The following is a 23,349-nucleotide window of genomic DNA, read 5'->3' as shown; positions in this document are numbered from 1 at the left end:
TTACGGGCGAGAGGGAGGGCCATGTGGTACTACCTGTTCAAGTACATCTTCATGGGCCCGTTATTCACACTGCTCGGCCGGCCCAAAGTTGAAGGCCTAGAACATATCCCGAGCTCCGGCCCGGCTATCATCGCCAGCAACCACCTCGCCGTCGCGGACAGCTTCTACCTTCCGTTGGTGGTGCACCGTCGGATCTGGTTTCTGGCGAAAGCGGAATACTTCACCGGCACTGGGCTACGAGGGTGGATAAACCGCTGGTTCTATAGCGTTTCCGGCCAGGTGCCGATTGACCGTACCAACGCCGACTCCGCGCAGGCGGCGTTGCAGGCTGCCCAAGTGCTGCTCGGCCAGGGAAGGCTGCTGGGCATGTACCCCGAAGGCACCCGGTCGCCCGACGGTCGGTTGTACAAAGGCAAGACTGGCCTGGCGAGGCTGGCCTTGCACACGGGGGTCCCGGTTATTCCGGTCGCGATGATCGGCACCGACGTCGTCAACCCGCCGGGTTCGAAGATGCTGCGGTTCGGGCGGGTCACCGTCCGTTTCGGCAAGCCGATGGACTTCTCACGGTTCGAGGGATTGGCTGACAACCATTTCATCGAGCGAGCAGTCACCGACGAGGTGATGTACGAGCTGATGGGGTTGTCGGGGCAGGAATACGTCGACATCTACGCCGCCAGTGTCAAGGACGGGGTCAAGGACGGGAGCGACGGTACTAATCGGGGCGATGGTGCCGATCCTGAGGACGCCGCGCGGATCCCGGAGACGGCAGCCGGCTAGTCAGCTGACCGCCGGAATACGGGGCATTTCCTCGACGGGAGAAGGCGGCAGCGCCATCCGCGTGGTGACGGCGAATCCGGAAACGACGATGACCGCGAGCGCCCACCACACATAAGACATTCCCGCGAGCTGGCGCCACCACGCCGCTGTTGTTTCCTGATGTTGGGGAAGCAGATCGATGGGTGTCCACCTCATCAGCGCCACCCCGGCCGCGCTGACCAAACCCAGAGCGACGTTGCGACGACGCCAGCCCAGTAGTCCGGTGACCAATACCGTCGGCAACATCCATACCCAGTGGTGGGACCAGGAAACCGGCGAAACCACCAACCCAAAAAGAGCCACGCACATCACGGCCAGGGTGGGCTCGCCGGCCCGCAGGACTCGTCGCATCGCCCATACGGTGGCTGCCAGCACGAGCAACGACCCGACGACCCACAGCACGAAGCGTTCGCTCTCACCGAGCGCCAGTCGTGCCAGTGCGCCGGCAATGTTCTGGTCGGTGTTCAACGCTGCCGCGCCGATCCGATCCGTATGGCGGATCGTGTGCGTCCAGTACTCCCAGGAATCGCGCCAGGTCAATAGGAAACCCACGACCGTGGCTGCGGCGAACGACGCCAGGGCCATGCACGCCGCGCGATTGTCCCTACGGAGCAGGAAATAGAGCAGGAACACCGCTGGTGTCAGTTTCAGGGCTATTCCTAGACCCAGCAGCAGCCCACGCGGCCACGGCGTTTGGCGCGGGAAGCAGTCAGCGATCACGAGCGTCATCAGCACCACATTGATCTGACCGAACGCGAAGTTCGAACTGATCGGTTCTAGCCAGATTGTCGCTGGCGCCACTATGACCACCGCCAACCACAACTGACGCAGCCAAGCCGGCCCGGGAAGAGCGCGGGAGGAGGTCCACACGTCGAGGCGGTTCAACACCAGCAGCGTCGATACGATCAGCAGCACGAGGGTGAGCACGGTGATCGCAACGCTGGCGGCCGGCATGTGCAACCACGCGAATGGACTGAACACCACGGCCGCCAACGGCGGATAGGTGAACGGAAGGTTCAGTCCGATGGGTGTGTGGAACAACACACCGCCGCTGTACAGCGGACCCCCATCCAGCCACGCCTGTCCGCCCATCTGGTAGACGTCAATATCGATGCGATACGGGGTGTGCCCAAACAACCGCCAGCCGACGTAGCTCAGTGCCAAGGCCGCTACCAGCCACAACGGGAACCATAACCACCCCCGCCGGAGTCGACTGCCCACGTCGGGCGCCTGAAATGTACTCATGTCGCACAACAGCCTAATGTCGCAAGACAGCCCAACCTCACAGAAGCGCCTCATGGCACGGTTGCGTCCGGAAGTGCGCGCTGCGGGCGCCACCGAGGGTGCCGGCGGGCGGGTACCACCGCGACGCCGGTGTGGTGGTCCGGCTCCGCCGATCCATTCCCATTAGGCTGCGGCGGTGCGGTATTTCTACGACACGGAATTCATCGAGGACGGCCGCACCATCGACTTGATCTCCATCGGGGTGGTTGCCGAGGATGACCGCGAATACTACGCGGTGTCTACGGAATTCGATCCAGAGCGGGCGGGTGCCTGGGTGCGTTCCCATGTTCTGCCCAAGCTGCCGCCGCCGGCCTCTCACTTGTGGCGCTCACGCCGCCAAATCCGCCGTGACCTGGAAGAGTTCTTCGGCATCGAGGGCGATGACTCGATAGCGGACCCGATGGAACCGATCGAGTTGTGGGCGTGGGTGGGCGCCTACGACCATGTTGCGCTGTGTCAGTTGTGGGGGCCTATGCCAGCCCTGCCGCGGGCCATGCCCCGGTTCACCCGGGAACTGCGGCAGTTGTGGGAGGACCGGGGACGTCCCCGAATGCCGCCGCGGTCCCGCAGCGCCCATGATGCGTTGGTTGATGCGCGCGACCAGCTGCGCCGATTCCGGCTCATCACCCGAGGGGGACCGCCGGATTCCGCCGGCGAGCACGATCTCCAGCGACGTTCGATCTGACGAGCAGCCTCGCAGTGCCCGGCTACGATGGACCGATGAACTGGACCGTCGACATACCGATCGACCAGCTTCCGCCCCTTCCGCCGTTACCGCCGGACTTGCGGTCTCGGCTGGACGCCGCGCTTGCCAAGCCGGCAGCCCAGCAACCCAGCTGGCCCGAAGAACAGGCCGTCGCGATGCGCACCGTCTTGGAGAGCGTGCCTCCGGTGACCGTGCCGTCCGAGATCGTCCGGCTGCAGGAGCAGCTGGCCCTGGTCGCCAAGGGTGAGGCGTTCCTCCTACAAGGCGGCGACTGCGCGGAGACCTTCACCGATAACACCGAACCCCACATCCGGGGCAATATCCGCACCTTGTTGCAAATGGCCGTGGTGCTGACCTACGGAGCGAGTTTGCCGGTCGTGAAGGTCGCCCGGATCGCCGGTCAGTACGCCAAGCCCCGGTCAGCCGACATCGACGCGCTGGGCCTGAAGTCATACCGCGGCGACATGATCAACGGCTTCGTCCCGGACCCGGCGGCGCGCGAGCACGATCCGTCGCGGCTGGTGCGGGCCTACGCCAACGCCAGCGCGGCAATGAATTTGGTCCGGGCGCTGACCTCGTCGGGTCTGGCTTCGCTGCATCTGGTTCACGACTGGAACCGGGAATTCGTCCGAACCTCGCCGGCCGGCGCGCGCTACGAGGCGCTGGCCGCCGAGATCGATCGTGGACTGCGCTTCATGAGCGCTTGCGGGGTGGCTGACCGCAATCTGCAAACTGCTGAAATATATGCCAGCCACGAGGCTTTGGTGCTCGACTATGAGCGAGCCATGTTGAGGCTGTCGGATATCCCCGATGGAGAAGGCCGGCAGCCGCAACTGTATGACCTCTCGGCGCACACGGTGTGGATCGGCGAGCGGACTCGGCAACTCGACGGTGCACACATTGCGTTCGCCGAGATCATTGGCAACCCAGTCGGGGTCAAGATGGGCCCTACCATGACCCCGGAATCGATCGTCGAGTATGTGGAGCGGCTTGACCCGCACAACAAGCCAGGCCGGCTGACGCTGGTGAGCAGGATGGGCAACAACAAGATCCGCGACCTGCTTCCGCCTATCGTTGAGAAGGTCCAGGCCAGCGGTCATCAGGTGATCTGGCAGTGCGACCCCATGCACGGCAACACCCACGAGTCCTCCACGGGGTTCAAGACTCGGCATTTCGACCGCATTGTCGATGAGGTGCAGGGATTCTTCGAGGTGCATCGAGGGTTGGGAACCCACCCCGGCGGTATCCATGTCGAGCTCACCGGCGAGAACGTCACTGAGTGTCTCGGCGGCGCGCAAGCCATTTCCGACTCGGACTTGGGTGGCCGCTACGAGACGGCGTGTGATCCGCGGCTGAACACCCAGCAATCGCTGGAGTTGGCGTTTCTGGTCGCGGAGATGCTGCGCGACTAGAGCAATCCGCTCAGATTGCTGCCGATCGTCCATGCGGCGGTCGCCACTAGTCCCGTAACCGCGAGCACGATGGCCACCGAAATGAGCACCGTGCGGCGGGCGTGGGATCGTGCCCAGGCGAATTCCTCCATCGCGATGCCGGCGAAGTGGCCTGAGACCGGTCCCTGTTGGGATTCGCCGGGTCCGGGCTCCGCCCCATATTCGAGTCCAGACCCGGTCGGCACCGGTCGAACCGGATCAGGCCAGTCTTCGGGACCGCGCGTCAACTGGCGGGTGGGGTTGCGCACCGCTGTTGTGGCGGCAGGTGATGGCCGCTGGTGGATCCGGCTGTGAGGCAACGCCGCTGATCGGTGCTGGGCGGAATTGCGCGGCGCCGGTACCCGGAATGTCGGTAGCACCAACTCCTCGGCGATCGCCTCCAGATCGGCGCCCATCTCGACCGCGTCTGCGTATCTATCGGCGGGGTCGCGGGCAGTAGCGCACGCCACCAAGTCGTCGAATTGCGCCGGTACGCCATCGATCCCTGCACTGGCAGCCGGCACATCGGTATCAAGCCGTTGGTAGGCGATCGACAAGGCTGAGTCCCCGGTGAACGGTGTGCGCCCGGTCAGCAGCTCATAGGCGAGAATACCGGTGGAATAGACGTCGCTGCGCGGACTGGCGTTTCCGTCCTTGACCTGCTCGGGTGACAGATAGGCAGCCGTGCCGAGGATGACGCTGGTGGAGGTGATTCCGGCGGCGGCGACCGCGCGGACCAACCCGAAATCGGCGATCTTGACCTCGCCGTCGTCGGAGATGAGGACATTCTCGGGCTTCACGTCACGATGTACCAGGCCGGACCGGTGCGCAGCGGCCAGCCCGCCGAGCACTGGGCGCAGCACCGCCGCCACGGCATGGGGTGGCATCGGACCGCGTTCCGCCAAGAGCTCGCGCAGCGTGCCGCCCTCGATGAGTTCCATCACCAGGAACGGGTGGTTTCCATCGATGCCCTGGTCGTAGACCGCGACCAGCCCCGGGTTCTTGAGCCGGGCGACCGTGCGCGCCTCGAGCTGGAACCGAGTCAGGAACTGCTCGTCGTCCGAGTAGCGAGTGTCCATCACCTTCAGCGCGACCGGGCGGTCCAGTCGCACGTCGAGGCCACGGTAGACCGTCGAGGTACCACCGCTGGCGATCTTGGCCTGAACCAAGTACCGGCCATCCAGCAGTGCGCTGTCTATCGCGCCCCCGGTCGCACCTCCAACCACGGGGCCATCGTAGGTGGCGCTGCGATCCAGCGGTAAGACCTACGTTCGCCCAACACGGCGACTTGCCCGGATGCCAGGATCTAGACTGATCCAGTGGGCAGTATTCCCGCTGGCGACGACGTTTTGGACCCCGACGAGCCAACCTACGACCTGGCCCGCGTTGCCCAACTGCTCGGCGTGCCGGTCAGCAAGGTGGCTCAGCAGCTACGGGAAGGCCACCTGGTCGCGGTGCGCCGTGGCGGTGGCGTGGTGGTGCCGCAGGTGTTCTTCACCAGCTCCGGGCATGTTGTCAAGAGTCTGCCGGGGCTGCTCACGATCCTGCACGACGGTGGATATCGCGACACCGAGATTGTGCGCTGGCTGTTTACCCCGGACCCGTCGCTGACCATCACGCGAGACGGCTCGCGTGATGCGGTCAGTAACGCCCGCCCCGTCGACGCGCTCCATGCCCACCAGGCTCGCGAAATCGTGCGTCGCGCGCAGGCTATGGCTTATTAGGGGCTTATTTGTGGCTTGTCAGAGGCTCATTCGGGGCCTACTAAAGGGCTTACTGACTGGGCATACCGTCCTGGGCTTCGGCCGCGTCGGCCCGCCGATCCGGTGCCCGGTACAGCGCGTACGCAGCGATCAACGCGCAGGTGGTGGCGATCGAAAAGTGCAGCCACGAGTACATGCCGTGCGACCCATCGGGTTTGAAGATCACCATGATCCAGGTCGAGAACGCGGCAATGATGGCCATCGCCCGTTGTGACTGCGCTAGCGGTGCCGCCACGGCCAGCGGCCACGAGTAATACCACGGCAGCGCGGCGGGGACGAAGAGCACCACGATCAGCATCGACCACGCGATGCCGGTGAGTGCCGCTTGGTCGTCGCGCCGAAACCGCCACCACAGCAGCGGCAGCGACACGGCGATGATCGCGATTCCGACAAGACGCGTGACCCGCAGCAGGTTGTAGAAATCGACTGAGAAATATCCGGCGGCCAGAGCGTGGATCAGGTTTGCCGCCCCTGTTGGCACCGTCAGCCAGTTGATGATCTTCACCGAGCCAGCGAGCGCGGTGAGCCACCCCAAGCCGACACCGGCCACCGCGGACAACACGGCGAACACCGCCACGAAAATTACGAGAGATAACGCGGCGGCTGCCACGAACGCCTGGATGGGCCGGTAGCCGCGGCGTTCGTGAAGATGTCGCATCCACACCCAGAACAGAAATGGCAGTGCGAGTCCCGCGGTGGCTTTGACCGCGATTGCGACCGTGAGCAAGGTGATACCCGCGATGTGGTGGCGCTGAAAGGTCAGGGCGATAGCGGCGGTCATCAGGCCCACCATCAACATCTCGTTGTGGACCCCGCCCATGAGATGGATGAGTACCAGCGGATTGAGGACACAAATCCACAGCGCGGTTGGGCCATCGGCGTGGAGATGATGGGCCAGGCGGGGCGTTGCCCAGACCAGCAGCGCCAGTCCGGGAAGCATGCACAAGCGCAACAGCATGGTCCCGGCGACGACGTTGTTGCCGACGGCGATCGTGACGAGCTTCGCAACGAGAATGAATGCGGGGCCATAAGGCGCGGTAGTGATCGTCCAGATCGGGCTGACGTCGTCGAGGAACGCGTTCGGGTTGCCCACCGGACCGACGGCGTACGGATCCAGGCCGTCGCGCAGCAATGCGCCCTGCGCCAGATATGAGTAGGTGTCCCGGCTAAACACCGGCACCGACACCAGCAACGGTGCCAACCAGAATGCGGTGGTGGCACGCATGGTGAACTCGGTGGCCGCGCCGCCGAGGACGCGCCGGCCTAGGGTAAGCCACGCGACGAGCAGCAAAGCCACCCCGGCCCACAACAGTATCGATGACAGCACCAGCCCGTGGCCGAAGCGCAGCCAGGCCATATGAATCGACTCCAGCAAGGGGTCATGCTGGCGGATGCTGCCGGCCCCGAGACCACCCGCCGTAATGAGCAGGGCTCCGACGAGACCGAGCCGTGCCGGTCCGCCTTCCTGCGCGGTGGCGAAGGTGCGAAGCCGCGACAGGCGTTGGCTGAGGGAACTTCTCGTCGTCGCGGAGTCGGCTGTCGGGGCTTTCGTCGGATTGGTCATCAGTTCACGCGGACCGGTTGGTGGCCATCCTGGCCAGGTCGGACAACCCCTTCTTGGCTATCGCGTTGATGGGTGCGGCCGCCAGCGCGGTCAGTGCCCGCTCGGTGAGCGTCGCGATGCGGCTCTCGGCAGCGGCCAGCGCACCCACTGCCTCGACGGCGTCGCGCAGTTCGGCTACCTGCGCGTCAGTCAGCGGGGTGCCGATCGATTTCCGTAGCAGGTCGGCGGCGCGGGGGTCTGTCTTGTCCGCTAGTTCCATGGCCTCGGCCATCAGCACGGTGCGTTTCCCCGACCGCAGGTCGTCGCCAGAGGGCTTGCCCGTCACCGCTGGGTCCCCGAACACGCCGAGCACGTCGTCGCGCAGCTGGAAAGCCACGCCCAGGTCCATCCCGAACTGCTCGAACACGGCCATAACGTCCGGCCTGGCGGCGGCGGCAGCCGTCCCGAGTTGTAGCGGTCGCGACACCGTGTAGCAGGCGGTCTTGAAGGTGGCGACCTTCATCGCTGACGCGATCGACTCGGCGGCGCTGGCCTCGGCGACGATGTCGAGGTATTGCCCGCCCACCACCTCGGTGCGGATATCGGCCCACACGCGATGGACTCGCCGCTGCGCGTCCGGCGGCAGGCTGGTTTCGCAGACCCGGGCGACGATGTCGTCGGCCCAGCTGTGGGCCAGATCACCGAGGAGGACCGCCGCGGACACCCCGAACTGATCCGCAGTGCCCAGCCAGTTCCGGTCGCGGTGCAGCGCCGCGAAGCGCATATGGGCCGCCGGCCTACCGCGCCGGGTTGCGGAACGGTCGATGACGTCGTCGTGCACCAGCGCCCAGGCGTGCAGCAACTCCAAAGCAGAAAACAGCAACAACACGTCAGGACCGGGTTCTTGGGCTGCTACGGCATGCCAGCCCCAGTAGGCGAAGACCGGTCGCAGCCGCTTGCCTCCGCCGAGCACAAAGTCCTCGAGGTCGGCGATCAGGGCGCCATAGTCGCCACTCCCGGGGAAATCAATATGGGTAGCTTCGCTGCGACGGTCATGCAAGTACTGCCGCAGTTGATTGGTAATGGCGCCGGCCAATTCGACCGTTGCCGCAGCTTCGACGGCCAGCGCGGCGCCCCTTTCGCAATTGGCGTGTCTCTGGCCCGACAGTGTATTCCGACCGGCACTCCGACGGTCGGAGGCGGCTTCCCCGGCGCCGGTCGCGGCAGAAGTTGCTTCGACTAACTGACGATCTCGCACCTATGCTGTCAGTAGTGACCTGATTTGCCGGGCACGAAAGCCCAGCGTAAAGGCCCAGCGGGACAGGTTTGCGCGATGAGGCGCGGCCCGGAAGCGGCCAGAAAACTACTCGTCTGACGAAGAGGAGCCTTGTGAGCCTCAACACGATTGCTCTTGAGCTGGTACCACCGAATGTCGAGGGTGGCAAAGAGCGGGCATTGGAAGATGCCCGCAAGGTACTGCGGTACTCGGCGGAGTCCGGGCTGGACGGCCGTCTCCGGCACGTGATGGTCCCCGGGATGATCCCCGAGGACGCCGACAGGCCTGTCCCGATGCAGCCGAAACTGGATGTGCTCGACTTCTGGTCGGTGATCAAGCCGGAGTTGCCAGGGATCAACGGCCTGTGCACGCAGGTGACCGCGTTCATGGACGAACCATCACTGCGTCGACGGCTTGTCGATCTGTCCGATGCTGGAATGGAGGGCGTGGTCTTCGTCGGTGTACCGCGCACGATGAATGACGGCGAGGGCTCTGGTGTCGCGCCCACCGACGCTTTGTCGATTTATCGGGAGTTGGTGGCCAACCGCGGCGTGATAGTGATCCCGACGCGTGAGGGTGAACAGGGCCGGCTCCGTTTCAAGTGCGAGCAGGGCGCGACCTACGGCATGACCCAGCTGTTGTATTCCGACGCGATCGTGGATTTCCTCACCGAGTTCGCCGACAGCACTGATCACCGCCCGGAGATCCTGCTGTCATTTGGGTTCATCCCCAAGGTCGAGGCGCGGGTCGGCTTGATCAACTGGCTCATCCAGGACCCCGGGAATGCCGTGGTGGCCCGCGAGCAGGAGTTCGTGAAGAGGGTGGCCGCGAGCGAGCCGGCGCAGCGACGCCGATTGATGGTTGACGTGTACAAGCGCGTGCTCGACGGCGTCGCCGACCTGGGTTTTCCGCTGAGTATCCATTTCGAAGCCACCTACGGCGTTTCCGGGGCGGCATTCGACACGTTCGCGGAGATGCTTGCTTACTGGTCGCCGGCGCAATCGGGGTGATCCGCGCGCTCGGGACTATTCGGGCTGGTCACCTGGTGCGGTGAACCGGGGCGAGCGGTCCCGGTTGATCCACGCCAGCGACGCGACCACAGCGGCGGCGGCGAACGAGACGATGCCAAGCCAGATGCCCGCCGCGGTGAACGAGCGCGTATTGGGATCGGTGTAGCGAGCCTGCGCGTTCATCGTGCTCACCACGCCCGGCTTGAGCTTCCACAGCACCACCTCGGGCTCGATGCGGTCACCGTTGGTGGACGTCACTACCCCGGGGAACGCGACTGTCAGTTCGACGTCGGCCTCGGGGTCGGTCAGCGAGGTGAGGTCCGCGCGACCTTCCAGGATCACCAGATTGCCGTTTCGGCGCAGGGACAGGTTCACGCCGGCGGCATCGGGGTTCATCGTGGCCAGCTGCGGCAGCTCAGCGAAGGTCAGGTCGGAAAACACCGCTTGCGACCCGACATAGCCGTCGCTGTCGTAGGTCGAGACCGCAACTTTCTGGCTGAACGGCACGTCGCTGTCGAGCTGCGGGCCTAGGTCTTTACTGTTTCTCGGTTTGGCCGCGGCAATGATCTCACCGGATACCAGGTCATCGGGCGAGATGGTGATCGACGCCCGGACCCGCAGGCAGCCTGTTGCCAGGGGCACCAGCATCAGCAGCATCGCGATGGCCAGCACGCGCCGCCGCCTGGGCCGGACTGCTCGCGATCCTCGGGCTGGGAGTGGGGTAGAGCTGGCGTGCACCAGGTCATCGTGCCAGACCTGGTATCGCGGTTTTGCACGCAACCTCCGGCCGCGGGTTGCCCCTGGTTACAAGGGGAGCGTACGGCCGAGGATCGCGAAAGCTCGCGGATCGCCGGCAAAGTGGTAGCGGCGGATGATGTCGGTGAAGCCCAAACGGCGGTACAACTTCCATGCACGGTTGGCCTCACCATCGGTCTCTGGTGTGGAGAGCAAGACGTAGTCCTCGTCGCGACCGGCGAGGAGTCGGCGGGCCAACGCCTCACCTAGGCCGTGACCCTGAGCGCGGGGATGGATGTGCAACTCGGTCAACTCGAAATAGCTGCTCATCAGCCGCGTGATCGCCAGCGCGGGAAAACCGCTGCGTTGTAACCCGAGCACTACCTGCTGTTGCCACCACTGACCGGGTGCCCCTGGGTACCCGTAGGCCACTCCGAGGATCGGGGCGTTGCTCAGTTCAGCCGCTGACGGCTCCTGTTGGGTGTCGCCGGGGCCATTCGACGTGCTCGCCTCCACTTCCACTGCCGCGACGGCTTGCCAACCGCGTCGCCCGATGTGCTCCAGCCACATTGCGGCGCGCTGCTTCTCCGCACCCTTGGGATAGTGCATCGCGTCGACGTACACGGTCAGCGCGTCGCCGAGGCGGCGTTTCATGTCGTGAGGCAGCAGATCGATGAGGAATATCGCCAACTCGCGGTGCCCTCCTCATGTGACGACCTGGGTGCGGTCCTTGCCTACCAGTATCGGCACCAGTATCGGATAGCAGACGACCATCGACTAGGAGAAGACCATCGACTAGGAGAAGACCATCGACTAGGAGAAGACCATCGACTAGGAGAAGACCATCGACTAGGAGAAGACCATCGACTAGGAGAAGACCATCGACTACGAGAGGACCATCGACCAGGAAGCGACGTCGCAGGGTCAGTCTGCGGGTTGGCAACGCGCGGCGGTTGCGGCCTGTCGCCTCGCGGCGACACCGCCGGGATAGAATCGCTCGCGAACTAGTGGTACGGCGCAGATTGACCTCGTATCATCTGAGTTAGTTGCCCGCGCACCCGGGCATCGGTGTGCTACCGGTAGGTATGTGACGGTTTGTCGGCAAGGAGGGACGAATGCCACTCTCCGATCATGAGCAGCGGATGCTTGACCAGATCGAGAGCGCGCTCTACGCCGAAGACCCCAAATTCGCGTCGAGCGTCCGCGGGGGTGGCTTCCGTGCACCCTCCGCACGGCGATGGCTGCAAGGTGCCGCGTTGTTCGTCGTCGGTCTGGCGATGCTGGTATCCGGCGTGGCGTTCAAGGCGACGATGATCGGCAGCTTCCCGATTCTCAGCGTCTTCGGCTTTGTCGTGATGTTTGGTGGTGTGGTGTTCGCCATCACCGGTCCGCGGCTGTCGGGGAAGAAGGCGTCGTCTGGGGGATCGGCGTCGGGATCCACGCGTCAGCGTCGGGCCAAGGGTGGGGGTTCGTTCACCAGCCGTATGGAGGACCGGTTCCGGCGTCGCTTCGACGAATAGGCCGAATCCGATTGGTCACAAAGGGGCAGCCGATGGCTGCCCCTTTATTTTCTTAGGCCGGCTCGGCCTCGGGGTGCTGATGACGGGTATGCGGTCCTGAGCCGCAGTTGTGGCCAATCTGTGCCCCACTTTGCCCCACTGTGCCGTCGTGACGCCCATCGAGGCGTCACGACGGCAGTTTTCTGCCCTGGCCTCTTGATATGTGGCTTCGCGTCGGTGTGGGTTTTGTTGCGCGATGCCGCAGCGGATGCAGTGGATGCCCCCGAGTTGGGGGATAAGGGGGGAAACGCCGTCGCGCACGGGTGAGGTATGGGGAAAAGTGGGGGGTTGTGGGGTATGGTGGCCGAAGTGTCTTGGAGCGTGGTGGGTGAGCGAAGCAACTCTGGGTGGGAGGTGGCCCTGTGTTTCTCGGCACCTACACGCCCAAGCTCGACGACAAAGGGCGGCTGACATTGCCCGCCAAGTTTCGTGACGCGTTGGCAGGGGGGTTGATGGTCACCAAGAGCCAGGATCACAGCCTCGCGGTCTACCCGCGAGCGGAGTTTGAGCAGCTGGCCCGCCGAGCGAGCAAGGCGCCGCGCAGCAACCCGGAAGCACGAGCGTTTCTGCGCAACCTCGCTGCCGGCACCGACGAACAGCATCCCGACGGTCAAGGCCGAATCACGCTCTCGGCCGACCACCGCCGCTACGCGAGTCTTTCCAAGGATTGTGTGGTGATCGGTGCGGTCGACTACCTCGAGATCTGGGACTCACAGGCGTGGCAGGACTACCAGCAAGTCCATGAAGAGAACTTCTCCGCGGCTACCGATGAAGCGCTCGGCGACATTTTCTAAGGAGTATGTCCGTGCATCGTGGTCTCTGCCCGAACCGACCCTGGCGTACTTCCCCAACGCCAGGTTCGCGCATTCGGACAGGGACCAGGGTGCAGGGACGGTAGGGCTAACGGTGACCCCGGCGGCCGCCGCATCTGACGGGACTGGCGGAGGGGTTGCGGTGGCCGACGATTCCTGTTTGGGGCGTGACGCTTTCGGCCAGAGTGATTTCGGGCACGTGCCGGTCCTGCGGAGTCGGTGCGTGGAGTTGCTGACTCCCGCCTTGACCCGCCACCACCCGGACGGAACGAAGGCGGTCCTGCTCGACGCGACCATTGGCGCAGGCGGTCACGCGGAACGATTTCTCGACGAGCTGCCGGGCCTTCGATTGATCGGGCTCGACCGCGACCCAAGTGCGCTGGACATCGCCCGGACTCGGTTGGCCCGGTTCGCCGACCGGGTCACGCTGATCCACACTCGGTATGACGCGATCGCTGTAGCGCTAGCCGAACTCGGCTACGCCCCAGTGGAGTCAGTCGATGCGGTGCTGTTCGATCTCGGCGTGTCCTCGATGCAGCTCGACCGCGTCGAGCGCGGCTTTGCCTATGCGCACGACGCGCCGTTGGACATGCGGATGGACCCGGCATCTCCGGTGACCGCGGCTGACATTGTCAACACCTACGACGAGGCCGCGCTGGTGGATATCCTGCGCCGCTACGGCGAGGAGCGGTTCGCACGCCGAATTGCCGCGCACATCGTTCGCCAGCGTGCCGAAACCCCGTTCACGTCGACTGCTCAGCTGGTGGACTTGCTGTACCGGGCGATTCCGGCCCCAGCGCGGCGTACCGGTGGGCATCCGGCTAAACGGACCTTTCAGGCGCTGCGGATCGCGGTCAATGACGAGCTGGGCTCGCTGCGCAGCGCGCTGCCCGCGGCGTTGGATGCGCTCGTCGTCGGTGGGCGCATCGTGGTGCTCGCCTATCAATCACTCGAGGACCGGATCGTCAAACGGATGTTCGCCGACGCGGTCGCATCGGGAACACCAGCCGGTCTGCCCGTTGAACTTCCCGGCCATGGCCCGCGATTCCGGTCGTTGACGCACGGAGCCGAACGAGCGGACGACGCCGAGATGGAACACAACCGACGCAGCGCCGCAGTGCGGTTACGGGCCTTGCAACGAGTTGAGCACAAGGGAGATCCGCACAATCACGCAACCGGGAAGGGCCACTCATGAAGGCGAAGCGACGGGAGCCACAGCGACGCGGCGATCGCGGCAATGGGCGTGACGCGTCGGCTCGAACGCGCGGTCGCGTGACGGCGGACTCTGCACGGGCGCGCCCCACTCGACGAGAGCGGTCGCGCACAACGTCGACGCCCAACCGGGACGCGCGGGTGCCAAAATCTGGACCGCAGACGAGTCCGATGCCACGGCCTGACGATCGGCCGGCGCGGCCGAAGAGCTCGACTCAGGCCAAGGCACGAGCCAAGGCTCGGAAAGCAAAGGCTCCTAAGGCTGTTCAGCCCAAGCTCATCGAGCGGTTGGCTAGTCGGCTGGCATCGATCGACCTGCGGCCACAGAGGTTGGCGAGCAAGGTTCCGTTTGTTGTGCTGATCATCGGTGCGTTGGGGGTCGGGCTGGGCTTGACGCTGTGGTTGTCCACTGACGCTGCCGAACGTTCCTACGAGCTGAGCCACGCTCGCGCACGGACCCGGCTGCTGCAGCAGGAGAAAGAGGCGCTTGAACGCCGGGTGCGCGAGGCGCGATCCGCGCCGGCGCTGGCCGAAGCGGCCCGTGAGCAGGGCATGATCCCCACCCGGGATACCGCTCACCTGGTCCAGGGTCCCGAAGGGAACTGGATGGTAGTCGGCGAACCCAAGCCGGCCGACGGCGTGCCGCCGCCGCCGTTGAACAGCAAACTGCCCGACGAGGGTCCGCCACCACCCCCGAAGCCGGACGCGGTTCCCCTTGAGGTCCCAGTCCGGGTAACGCCAGGTCCCGAGGAACCTGCGGCGCCAGCCGGGTCCGGCCCCCAGGTGCTGCTGCGTACCCCGGACGGCACTGCGACATTGGGCGGCGGCACGCACCTACCGCGGCAAGCCGGTCCGCAGTCGCCGGGCCCGGTGCCGGGGCTGCCCGCTCAGGTACCGATGCCGCACGCGCCGGTGCCGATGCTGCCCGGTCAGGTGCCGGTGGTTCCGGGCCAGGTGCCAGCTCCATTGGGCGGCGCGCAGGTGCCGACACCAGCCGGAGTGCCGGGGCCGGGACCAGTGGGAGCAACACCCCCGCTCGTACGCCCGGGTCCCCCTTCTGCGGCGGTCCCACGAGCGGGTGCCGCGCTCGCGCCGCGGCCAACCGCCACGGCCCCGGTTCCCGTGCGGCCCGGTGGAGAACAATTCGGCCCCGTGACGCCTAGCGCGCCAGGGGTCGGAGGGTGAGCCGCGGCGACTCCCGGATAGCCCAGCGGGCGGGGTCGACCGGGCCCCAACGGAAGCGGCCCAAGAAACTGCAAGCCGACCGCAAGGCCAAAGACGCCAAAAAGGCCAAAGACGCCACAAAGGCCAAAGACGCCACAAAGGCCAAAGACGCCAAGAAACCCAAGAAATCCCGCCCGGTCGTGCGTTCCGACGCCGTGCGGTCCGAACCGCCTACCGGGCGTTCGACACGCGAGCGGCGAACTCGGCGGGTTGTCGAGGTGGGGTCACGCGGCGCATCGTTCGTCTTTCGGCACCGAACGGGCAACGTGGTTATCGTCGCGCTCATGCTGGTCGCCGCCACCCAGCTGTTTATCCTGCAGGTGTCCAAGGCGGCAGACCTGCGCGCCCAGGCGGCTGGTCAGCTCAAGGTCACTGACATCCAAGAGGCCGTCCGCGGCAGCATCGTCGACCGCGACAACAACCGACTTGCGTTCACAATCGAGGCGCGCGCGTTGACGTTTCAGCCGAAGCGGATCCGAAAGCAGTTGGCAGAGGCCAAGAAGAACAGTGCGGGCGCCCCCGACCCGCAACAACGGCTGCGGGATATCGCCAAGGAGGTCGCGAGCCGGCTGAACAACAAGCCCGATCGAGCGACTTTGTTGAAGAAGCTGCGAAGCGACGAGCCCTTTGTCTATCTGGCGCGCGCCGTCGACCCGGCCATAGCCGGCGCGATCACCGAGAAGTATCCCGAGGTGGGTTCGGAACGCCAAGATCTGCGCCAGTACCCCGGCGGTTCGCTAGCGGCCAACGTTGTCGGGGGCATTGACTGGGATGGTCACGGGCTGCTGGGTCTCGAGGATGCCCTCGACGCCGTGCTGGCCGGAACTGACGGTTCGGTGACCTACGACCGTGGCTCGGACGGCGTGGTCATTCCCGGTAGCTACCGCGATCGGCACAAAGCGGTCCATGGTTCGACGGTCCAGCTCACCCTCGACAACGATATCCAGTTCTACGTGCAGCAGCAGGTTCAGCAGGCGAAGAACCTGTCCGCGGCTCGCAACGTCTCCGCTGTTGTGCTTGACGCCAAGACCGGTGAGGTCCTGGCGATGGCTAACGACAACACCTTCGACCCGTCGCAGGACATCGGGCGCCAAGGCAACAAGGAGCTGGGCAACCCGGCGGTGTCATCGCCGTTCGAACCCGGCTCGGTGAACAAGATCATCACCGCGGCCTCGGTCATCGAGTATGGGCTGAGCAACCCCGACGAGGTGCTGCAGGTACCCGGCATGATCGATATGGGCGGCGTTACCGTCCACGACGCCTGGCAGCACGGGGTGATGCCGTACACCACAACCGGGGTGTTCGGGAAGTCGTCCAATGTCGGCACCCTGATGCTGGCGCAGCGGGTGGGGCCGAAGCGTTATTACGACATGCTCCGCAATTTTGGCCTGGGGCAGCGCACTGGTGTCGGTCTTCCGGGTGAAAGTGCGGGGCTGGTGCCGCCGATCGATCAGTGGTCGGGCAGCTCGTTCTCGAACTTACCTATCGGCCAGGGTCTTTCGATCACGTTGTTGCAGATGGCCGGGATGTACCAGGCCATCGCCAACGACGGGGTGCGGATACCGCCACGGATCATCAAGGCCACCGTCGCCCCTGACGGCACCCGAACCGAAGAACCACGTCCGGAGGGTGTGCAGGTCGTGTCCGCGCAGACCGCACAGACCGTGCGACAGATGCTGCGTGGCGTCGTCCAACGCGACCCGATGGGCTTCCAGCAGGGCACCGGGACTTCGGCGGCAGTTCCGGGTTACCAGATCGCCGGTAAGACCGGGACCGCCCAGCAGATCAATCCCGCGTGTGGCTGCTACTTCGACAACGTGTACTGGATCACGTTTGCCGGGATGGCCACGGCCGACAATCCCCGTTACGTGATCGGGCTGATGATGGACAACCCGGAGCGCAACTCCGACGGCACGCAAGGTCATTCCGCGGCTCCGCTGTTCCACAACATCGCTGGCTGGCTGATGCAGCGCGCGAATATCCCGTTGTCGCCCGATCCCGGGCCGCCGCTCATCCTGCAAGCCACCTGAATGGGTGGTTTCCGGTAGCAGTCGCGTCGATCTGCTCGTCGCAGCGAGGCCTGGTCACCGGCCTAGTCCCCGGTTTGGTCACTCCTGCCGGCCAACCTAGCCAGCGGGGTCTTGCTTCGCCGTGTAGGGAGCCGGAGCGCTCCGGGACTCGGTGTGTCTAGGTAGGGTGTCATGGCCGATCATCGCTGATCTTTGGCAGCACACAGCGTCGGGCGGAGGTGGTGAAAGAGGTGGAGTCAGCGCCAATGGGGTTCAACCCCAATTCGTGTCCCGGTCCGAGTCCCAGCATTGGCGTGGGCGAACGCCTGCCCGCCCTTGCGGCTCAGGTCGGCGCAATCCTGGCCGAGGTTCCCCACCACCCGGCCACCGTCCCCGACGTGTTGGTCACCGGCGTGACGTTGCGTTCTCAGGACGTGCGGCCCGGTGACCTGTTTGCGGCCCTGTCCGGTTCGACGACCCACGGTGCACGATATGTCGGTGACGCCATCGAACGTGGCGCCGTCGCGGTGCTGACCGACGCCTCTGGGGTCACCGAGATGGCTGCCCCTGCGCATCACGGGGTGCCGATTCTCGTGCATCCAGCACCCCGCGAGGTGCTCGGTAGCCTGGCGGACACCGTCTATGGTCATCCGTCAGACCAGCTGACGGTTGTCGGGATCACCGGAACATCGGGCAAGACCACCACGACGTACCTGGTCGAAGCCGGTCTACGGGCTGGCGGGCGTCGCGCCGGGCTCATCGGCACCATCGGGATCCGCACCGATGGCGCTGACACTCCCAGTGCCCTCACCACCCCGGAGGCGCCTGCGCTGCAAGCAATGCTCGCGGGGATGGTCCAGCGTGGCGTGGACACCGTGGTCATGGAGGTGTCCAGTCACGCCCTGACACTGGGCCGGGTGGACGGTACCCGGTTCGCGGTCGGCGGATTCACCAACCTGTCGCGCGACCACCTCGATTTTCACCCCAGCATGGCCGACTATTTCGCCGCGAAGGCATTGCTCTTCGATCCTGATTCGCCGCTGCGGGCCTCAACGGTCGTGGTGTGTGTCGACGACGAGGCCGGGCGGGCGATGGCTGCCCTGGCCGGCGACGCGATCACCGTCAGCGCCACAGATCAACCCGCGCAGTGGCGCGCCGTGGACGTGGCCCCGATGGGCGCCGGCGGCCAGCAATTCACCGTGATCGATCCCGCGGGTGCGCGGCACCCGGTCGTCATTCGGCTACCCGGCAGCTACAACATCGCCAATTGCGTTGTTGCACTGGCTATTCTCGACGCGGTCGGGGTCTCGCCGGAGCAGGCAGCGCCGGGCCTGGCTGAAATCCGGGTGCCCGGCCGACTGGAGCAGATCGATCGCGGACAGGATTTTCTGGCGCTGGTCGACTATGCCCACAAGCCCGGGGCATTGCGCGCGGTGCTGACCACCCTGCGACACCGTGACCGCCGGCTCGCGGTGGTCTTCGGGGCCGGCGGAGATCGGGACCCGGGAAAGCGGGGGCCGATGGGCAAGATCGCTGCCGAACTGGCCGACCTGGTCGTCATCACCGACGACAACCCGCGTAGCGAGGATCCCGCGGCGATTCGCGGCGAGATCCTCGGCGGCGCTGCTGAGGCTAGCGCGACGGCCCAGGTGGTCGAGATCGCTGACCGGGGGGCCGCCATCCGGCACGCGGTGGCCTGGGCGCGCCCTGGCGATGTGGTGCTGATCGCCGGAAAGGGCCATGAAACAGGTCAGCGCAGTGGCGGACATGTCCGTCCGTTCGACGACCGGGTGGAGCTGGCTGAGGCGTTGGCGGCGCTCGAGGCCCAACGGCCCCAGGCACCGGGGCAGGCCCGGGCATGATCGATCTCACCGTGGCCCAGATTGCCGACATCGTCGGCGGCCAGCTGGCCGATATCGGTCCGGAGGACGCCGCCCAGCTCCGCGTCACGGGGACGGTCGAATTCGACTCGCGGTCCATCGGCCCGGGTGGGCTGTTTCTTGCGCTTCCCGGTGCCCGCGCCGACGGTCACGACTACGCGAAGGCGGCGATGGCTGCCGGCGCGGTGGCGGTGCTGGCAGCCCGGCCAGTCGGTGTCCCGGCCATCGTGGTCCCACCGTTGGCCGCGCGCGACGGTCGTGCCGCGGTCCTCGAGCATGACCACGACGGTTCGGGCGTCGCGGTGCTGGCCGCCCTGGGCAAACTGGCGAAGGCGGTGGCAGCCGAGCTCGTGGCAGCTGGGCTGACCATCGTGGGAATCACCGGTTCGTCGGGTAAGACGTCGACCAAGGATCTGGTGGCCGCGGTGCTGGCTCCGTTGGGCGAGGTGGTGGCCCCGCCCGGATCCTTCAACAACGAGCTCGGTCATCCCTGGACGGTGTTACGCGCGACACGGCGCACCGACTACCTGATTCTGGAGATGTCGGCACGCCACCTCGGAAATATCGCCGCGTTGGCCGAGATTGCACCCCCGGCGGTAGGAGTGGTCCTCAATGTCGGCACCGCCCATCTGGGTGAGTTCGGCTCTCGCGAGGCTATCGCGCAAACCAAAGCCGAACTGCCGCAGTCTGTTCCGGAATCCGGGGCGGTCATACTCAACGTCGATGATCCGGTGGTCGCGGCGATGGCCGAGGCAACCGCGGCCAACGTGGTTCGGGTCAGTCGAGCAAGCCGAGCCGAATCCAGTTCCTCCGAGGTTCCCGACGTGTGGGCCGGTCCGGTGACCCTGGATGAGCTGGCCAGGCCCCGGTTCACGATGCACGCCGGTGAGAACGCCGCGGAGGTGCGACTCGGGGTCTACGGCGATCACCAGGTCGCCAACGCGTTGTGCGCGGCAGCGGTAGCGCTCGAATGCGGGGCCAGCCTCGCGCAGGCGGCAGTCGCGCTTGGCGGAACGGGGCCCGTGTCGCGGCACCGGATGCAGGTGACCACCCGCGACGATGGGGTGACGGTGATCGATGATGCCTACAACGCCAATCCCGATTCGATGCGGGCCGGACTGCAGGCCCTGGCCTGGATAGCCCGGGGCGGGGCTGGTCCCGCCAAGAATCGTCGTAGCTGGGCGGTGCTCGGCGAGATGGCCGAGCTCGGCGACGACGCGATTGCCGAGCATGACCGCATCGGTCGGCTCGCGGTGCGCTTAGATGTGTCTCGACTGGTTGTCGTGGGAAGCGGGAGGTCGATCAGCGCCATGCACCACGGAGCCGTGATGGAGGGTTCCTGGGGGACCGGAACCGACATTCAATCTGGGTGGGCTGGCCCAGTTGACCGGGGGGTTGTCGACGTGGCCGATGGTGATGCCGCTCTGGCACTGCTGCGAGCGGAGGTGCAGCCCGGGGATGTGATCTTGGTGAAGGCATCGAACTCGGCGGGGCTGGGCGCGGTGGCCGACGCACTGGTATCCGCGGGTGGGAGTACGCGCCCATGAGGCAGATTCTCATCGCTGTTGCCGTCGCGGTAATGGTGTCGATCCTGCTGACTCCGGCGCTGATCCGGGCCTTCACCAAGCAGGGATTCGGCCACCAGATCCGCGAAGACGGCCCGCCCAGCCACCAGACCAAACGCGGCACACCGTCGATGGGCGGGGTGGCGATTCTGGCGGGTATCTGGGCGGGTTATCTGGGTACCCATCTAGCCGGGTTGGCCTTCGACGGCGAAGGCATATCCGCATCGGGGCTGTTGGTGCTGGGACTGGCCACCGCGTTGGGGGTGGTCGGATTTTTCGATGATCTGATCAAGATCCGCAGGTCGCGCAATCTCGGTTTGAACAAGACGGCTAAGACCCTCGGACAGATCACCTCCGCGGTCTTGTTCGCAGTGCTGGTGCTGCAGTTCCGCAATGCCGCGGGCCTGACACCCGGTACCGCGGACTTGTCCTATGTGCGGGGGATCGCCACCGTCACGTTGGCGCCGGCGCTGTTCGTGCTGTTCTGCACGGTCGTGGTCAGCGCGTGGTCGAACGCGGTCAACTTCACCGACGGTCTGGACGGCCTCGCGGCGGGTTGCATGGCTATGGTCACCGGTGCGTACGTCCTGATTACCTTCTGGCAGTACCGCAACGCCTGCGTGTCCGCGCCTGGGCTGGGCTGCTATAACGTGCGCGATCCGCTCGACCTTGCGCTCGTCGCGGCCGCGACTGCCGGCGCTTGCATCGGCTTCTTGTGGTGGAATGCGGCACCAGCCAAGATCTTCATGGGTGATACCGGGTCACTGGCGCTGGGCGGCATTATCGCGGGGTTGTCGGTGACCAGCCGCACCGAGATACTTGCCGTAGTGCTGGGTGCGTTGTTTGTCGCCGAAATCACCTCGGTCGTGCTGCAGATCCTCGCCTTTCGTACCACCGGTCGCCGGGTATTTCGCATGGCCCCGTTCCACCATCACTTCGAGTTGCTCGGCTGGGCCGAAACCACGGTGATCATCCGGTTCTGGCTTCTCACCGCGATCACCTGTGGCCTGGGTGTGGCCCTGTTCTACAGCGAGTGGCTGGCCGCAGTCGGTGCCTGACGTTCTTGATCCCCTGGTGCCCGGCGCACCCGTCCTGGTTGCCGGCGGCCGGGTGACTGGACGCGCGGTTGCCGCGGCCCTGGCCCGGTTCGGCGCGACGGCAACGGTGTGTGACGACGACCCGGACATGCTGCGCCCGCACGCCGAAAGCGGCCTGGAGACCATGAGTCCGCGCCAGGCGGTGCAACAGATAGCCAGGTATGCACTGGTGGTCACCAGTCCCGGTTTCCAACCTACGACGCCGGTGCTGGCCGCAGCCGCGGCGGCGGGGGTGCCGATCTGGGGAGACGTGGAACTGGCCTGGCGGCTCGACGCCGCGGGCTGCTACGGGCCGCCGCGTCGCTGGCTGGCTGTCACCGGCACCAACGGCAAGACCACGACGACGTCGATGCTGCACGCCATGCTGACCTCCGGGGGCCGGCGCAGCGTCTTGTGTGGCAACATCGGCAGCCCGGTGCTGGAGGCGCTGGACGAGCCTGCCGATGTGCTCGCCGTCGAGTTGTCCAGTTTTCAGCTGTATTGGGCGCCGTCGTTGCGGCCTGAAGCCGGCGTGGTACTCAACATCGCCGAAGACCATTTGGACTGGCATTCGACGATGGCCGCATACGCGGCGGCCAAGGCCCAGGTGTTGACCGGGCGGGTGGCTGTGGTTGGGCTGGACAATGCCCTGGCGGCCGGGCTGCTCGGCAGCGCGCCGGCCCAGGTGCGGGTGGGATTCCGGCTCGGCGAGCCGGCAGTGGGGGAGCTGGGTGTGCGCGACGGCCACCTGATTGACCGCGCGTTTGCCCCCGACTTGATGCTGCTGCCGGTTGCGGCGATTCCAGTGCCGGGACCCGTGGGGGTGCTTAATACTTTGGGCGCATCGGCCTTGGCTCGCTCCGTTGGGGTGCCCGCCGCGGCGATCGCGGATGCCGTTACATCATTCCAGTTGGGTCGGCATCGTGCCGAGGTGGTTGCCGTCGCGGACGGCATTCGGTACGTGGACGACTCCAAGGCGACAAACCCGCATGCTGCCCAGGCTTCCGTGCTGGCGTATCCGCGGGTGGTCTGGGTGGCCGGCGGCCTGCTCAAAGGCGCATCTGTGGACGCAGAGGTCGCCCGAATCGCATCCCGGTTGGTAGGTGCGGTGCTGATCGGCCGCGATCGAGCACAGGTTGCCGAGGCGTTATCACGACACGCGCCTGATGTACCCGTCGTCCAGGTTGTGACAGGCGAGGATGCTGATATGTGTGCGACGGCTGATGTTTCTGTTGCTTCTGTGACAAAAGTTGATAGTGCCGACGAGAACGTGGGTACTCGCGTGATGACGGCCGCGGTCGCCGCGGCCAACGGCCTGGCCAAACCCGGTGACACCGTGCTGCTGGCGCCGGCGGGCGCGTCATTCGACCAGTTCAGCGGCTACGCCGACCGAGGCGACGCGTTTGCGGCTGCCGTGCGCGCCACGGTCCGGTAGGCGAGCGTGGGTAA

Annotated in this window: 20 protein-coding genes; 14 read left to right on the top strand and 6 right to left on the bottom strand. The window is 65.8% G+C overall.

What is annotated here, in order from left to right; translation table 11 throughout:
• Positions 1-21 precede the first annotated feature (21 nt).
• Entirely contained in the window at positions 22-777 is a 756-nt protein-coding gene (locus F6B93_RS13525) for a lysophospholipid acyltransferase family protein (protein ID WP_211695555.1), read from the top strand.
• Here F6B93_RS13525 and F6B93_RS13520 read toward each other — a convergent pair whose 3' ends face one another.
• Entirely contained in the window at positions 778-2,061 is a 1,284-nt protein-coding gene (locus F6B93_RS13520) for a glycosyltransferase 87 family protein (protein ID WP_211695554.1), read from the bottom strand.
• 175 nt (positions 2,062-2,236) lie between these two features.
• On the opposite strand from F6B93_RS13520, the gene F6B93_RS13515 reads away from it, so the two are divergent.
• Together F6B93_RS13515 and F6B93_RS13510 are read left to right on the top strand one after the other, a co-directional pair.
• Positions 2,237-2,785, top strand: coding sequence for a polyadenylate-specific 3'-exoribonuclease AS (locus F6B93_RS13515; RefSeq protein ID WP_211695553.1), 549 nt, complete (start codon positions 2,237-2,239; stop codon positions 2,783-2,785).
• Between the two features lie 35 nt (positions 2,786-2,820).
• Positions 2,821-4,218, top strand: a complete 1,398-nt coding sequence (locus tag F6B93_RS13510; protein ID WP_211695552.1) for a class II 3-deoxy-7-phosphoheptulonate synthase — start codon at positions 2,821-2,823, stop codon at positions 4,216-4,218.
• Here the strand turns inward: F6B93_RS13510 and F6B93_RS13505 are convergent.
• Entirely contained in the window at positions 4,215-5,462 is a 1,248-nt protein-coding gene (locus tag F6B93_RS13505; protein WP_211695551.1) for a protein kinase domain-containing protein, read from the bottom strand. The two genes, F6B93_RS13510 and F6B93_RS13505, sit on opposite strands and share 4 nt — an antisense overlap.
• A gap of 93 nt (positions 5,463-5,555) precedes the next feature.
• Between F6B93_RS13505 and F6B93_RS13500 the strand changes: the two genes are divergently transcribed.
• Entirely contained in the window at positions 5,556-5,960 is a 405-nt protein-coding gene (locus tag F6B93_RS13500) for an Rv2175c family DNA-binding protein (protein ID WP_211695550.1), read from the top strand.
• Between the two features lie 49 nt (positions 5,961-6,009).
• On the opposite strand, the gene F6B93_RS13495 is transcribed toward F6B93_RS13500, so the two are convergent.
• A complete protein-coding gene (locus F6B93_RS13495) occupies positions 6,010-7,563 on the bottom strand; it encodes an alpha-(1->6)-mannopyranosyltransferase A (RefSeq protein ID WP_211695549.1) in 1,554 nt (517 codons plus the stop codon).
• Positions 7,564-7,567: 4 nt separating this feature from the next.
• A complete protein-coding gene (idsA2, locus tag F6B93_RS13490; protein ID WP_211699476.1) occupies positions 7,568-8,638 on the bottom strand; it encodes a bifunctional (2E,6E)-farnesyl/geranyl diphosphate synthase in 1,071 nt (356 codons plus the stop codon).
• A gap of 293 nt (positions 8,639-8,931) precedes the next feature.
• Here idsA2 and F6B93_RS13485 point away from each other — a divergent pair, with 293 nt between their 5' ends.
• Positions 8,932-9,828, top strand: coding sequence for a mycobacterial-type methylenetetrahydrofolate reductase (locus F6B93_RS13485; RefSeq protein ID WP_211699475.1), 897 nt, complete (start codon positions 8,932-8,934; stop codon positions 9,826-9,828).
• 15 nt (positions 9,829-9,843) lie between these two features.
• On the opposite strand, the gene lppM is transcribed toward F6B93_RS13485, so the two are convergent.
• Together lppM and F6B93_RS13475 are read right to left on the bottom strand one after the other, a co-directional pair.
• Positions 9,844-10,485 (bottom strand): lipoprotein LppM, encoded by a 642-nt coding sequence (lppM, locus tag F6B93_RS13480; protein WP_211699474.1) that lies wholly within the window; start codon positions 10,483-10,485, stop codon positions 9,844-9,846.
• Positions 10,486-10,632: 147 nt separating this feature from the next.
• Positions 10,633-11,253, bottom strand: coding sequence for a GNAT family N-acetyltransferase (locus tag F6B93_RS13475; protein WP_211695548.1), 621 nt, complete (start codon positions 11,251-11,253; stop codon positions 10,633-10,635).
• A 425-nt stretch (positions 11,254-11,678) separates the two neighbouring features.
• On the opposite strand from F6B93_RS13475, the gene F6B93_RS13470 reads away from it, so the two are divergent.
• From F6B93_RS13470 to murD, 9 genes are all read left to right on the top strand, one after another.
• Entirely contained in the window at positions 11,679-12,083 is a 405-nt protein-coding gene (locus F6B93_RS13470) for a DUF3040 domain-containing protein (RefSeq protein WP_211695547.1), read from the top strand.
• A gap of 401 nt (positions 12,084-12,484) precedes the next feature.
• The gene (gene mraZ / locus F6B93_RS13465; protein ID WP_211699472.1) at positions 12,485-12,916 is read left to right on the top strand and encodes a division/cell wall cluster transcriptional repressor MraZ; all 432 of its coding nucleotides are present in this window, start codon (positions 12,485-12,487) and stop codon (positions 12,914-12,916) included.
• Positions 12,891-14,129: a 16S rRNA (cytosine(1402)-N(4))-methyltransferase RsmH gene (gene rsmH / locus F6B93_RS13460; protein ID WP_211699473.1), complete on the top strand. Its 1,239-nt coding sequence runs from the start codon at positions 12,891-12,893 to the stop codon at positions 14,127-14,129. Before mraZ ends, rsmH begins: the two co-directional genes overlap by 26 nt.
• Positions 14,126-15,331 (top strand): cell division protein FtsL, encoded by a 1,206-nt coding sequence (ftsL, locus tag F6B93_RS13455; protein ID WP_211695546.1) that lies wholly within the window; start codon positions 14,126-14,128, stop codon positions 15,329-15,331. Before rsmH ends, ftsL begins: the two co-directional genes overlap by 4 nt.
• Positions 15,328-17,400, top strand: a complete 2,073-nt coding sequence (locus F6B93_RS13450; RefSeq protein WP_211695545.1) for a peptidoglycan D,D-transpeptidase FtsI family protein — start codon at positions 15,328-15,330, stop codon at positions 17,398-17,400. The genes ftsL and F6B93_RS13450 overlap by 4 nt, the downstream gene beginning before the upstream one ends.
• 245 nt (positions 17,401-17,645) lie before the next feature.
• Positions 17,646-19,241 (top strand): UDP-N-acetylmuramoyl-L-alanyl-D-glutamate--2,6-diaminopimelate ligase, encoded by a 1,596-nt coding sequence (locus F6B93_RS13445; protein WP_246540746.1) that lies wholly within the window; start codon positions 17,646-17,648, stop codon positions 19,239-19,241.
• On the top strand, positions 19,238-20,806 hold the full coding sequence (locus tag F6B93_RS13440) for a UDP-N-acetylmuramoyl-tripeptide--D-alanyl-D-alanine ligase (protein WP_211695544.1): 1,569 nt from the start codon (positions 19,238-19,240) through the stop codon (positions 20,804-20,806). Before F6B93_RS13445 ends, F6B93_RS13440 begins: the two co-directional genes overlap by 4 nt.
• Positions 20,803-21,882: a phospho-N-acetylmuramoyl-pentapeptide-transferase gene (gene mraY, locus F6B93_RS13435; protein WP_211695543.1), complete on the top strand. Its 1,080-nt coding sequence runs from the start codon at positions 20,803-20,805 to the stop codon at positions 21,880-21,882. Before F6B93_RS13440 ends, mraY begins: the two co-directional genes overlap by 4 nt.
• A complete protein-coding gene (murD, locus tag F6B93_RS13430; protein WP_211695542.1) occupies positions 21,875-23,335 on the top strand; it encodes a UDP-N-acetylmuramoyl-L-alanine--D-glutamate ligase in 1,461 nt (486 codons plus the stop codon). The genes mraY and murD overlap by 8 nt, the downstream gene beginning before the upstream one ends.
• Positions 23,336-23,349: the final 14 nt, after the last annotated feature.

Source organism: Mycobacterium spongiae (assembly GCF_018278905.1).
Lineage (GTDB): Bacteria > Actinomycetota > Actinomycetes > Mycobacteriales > Mycobacteriaceae > Mycobacterium > Mycobacterium spongiae.
The sequence above is the reverse complement of the archived record's forward strand: the minus strand, read 5'-3'. Positions and strand labels throughout refer to the sequence as shown.

Bases quoted from the DNA above. Each gene is read 5' to 3' on its own strand.
- F6B93_RS13525 (WP_211695555.1), top strand. From the start codon at position 22: ATGTGGTACTACCTGTTCAAGTACATCTTCATGGGCCCGTTATTCACA.
- F6B93_RS13520 (WP_211695554.1), bottom strand. From the start codon at position 2,061: ATGAGTACATTTCAGGCGCCCGACGTGGGCAGTCGACTCCGGCGGGGG.
- F6B93_RS13510 (WP_211695552.1), top strand. From the start codon at position 2,821: ATGAACTGGACCGTCGACATACCGATCGACCAGCTTCCGCCCCTTCCG.
- F6B93_RS13495 (WP_211695549.1), bottom strand. From the start codon at position 7,563: ATGACCAATCCGACGAAAGCCCCGACAGCCGACTCCGCGACGACGAGA.
- lppM (WP_211699474.1), bottom strand. From the start codon at position 10,485: ATGCTGCTGATGCTGGTGCCCCTGGCAACAGGCTGCCTGCGGGTCCGG.
- F6B93_RS13470 (WP_211695547.1), top strand. From the start codon at position 11,679: ATGCCACTCTCCGATCATGAGCAGCGGATGCTTGACCAGATCGAGAGC.
- rsmH (WP_211699473.1), top strand. From the start codon at position 12,891: ATGAAGCGCTCGGCGACATTTTCTAAGGAGTATGTCCGTGCATCGTGG.
- ftsL (WP_211695546.1), top strand. From the start codon at position 14,126: ATGAAGGCGAAGCGACGGGAGCCACAGCGACGCGGCGATCGCGGCAAT.
- F6B93_RS13445 (WP_246540746.1), top strand. From the start codon at position 17,646: ATGGGGTTCAACCCCAATTCGTGTCCCGGTCCGAGTCCCAGCATTGGC.
- F6B93_RS13440 (WP_211695544.1), top strand. From the start codon at position 19,238: ATGATCGATCTCACCGTGGCCCAGATTGCCGACATCGTCGGCGGCCAG.
- mraY (WP_211695543.1), top strand. From the start codon at position 20,803: ATGAGGCAGATTCTCATCGCTGTTGCCGTCGCGGTAATGGTGTCGATC.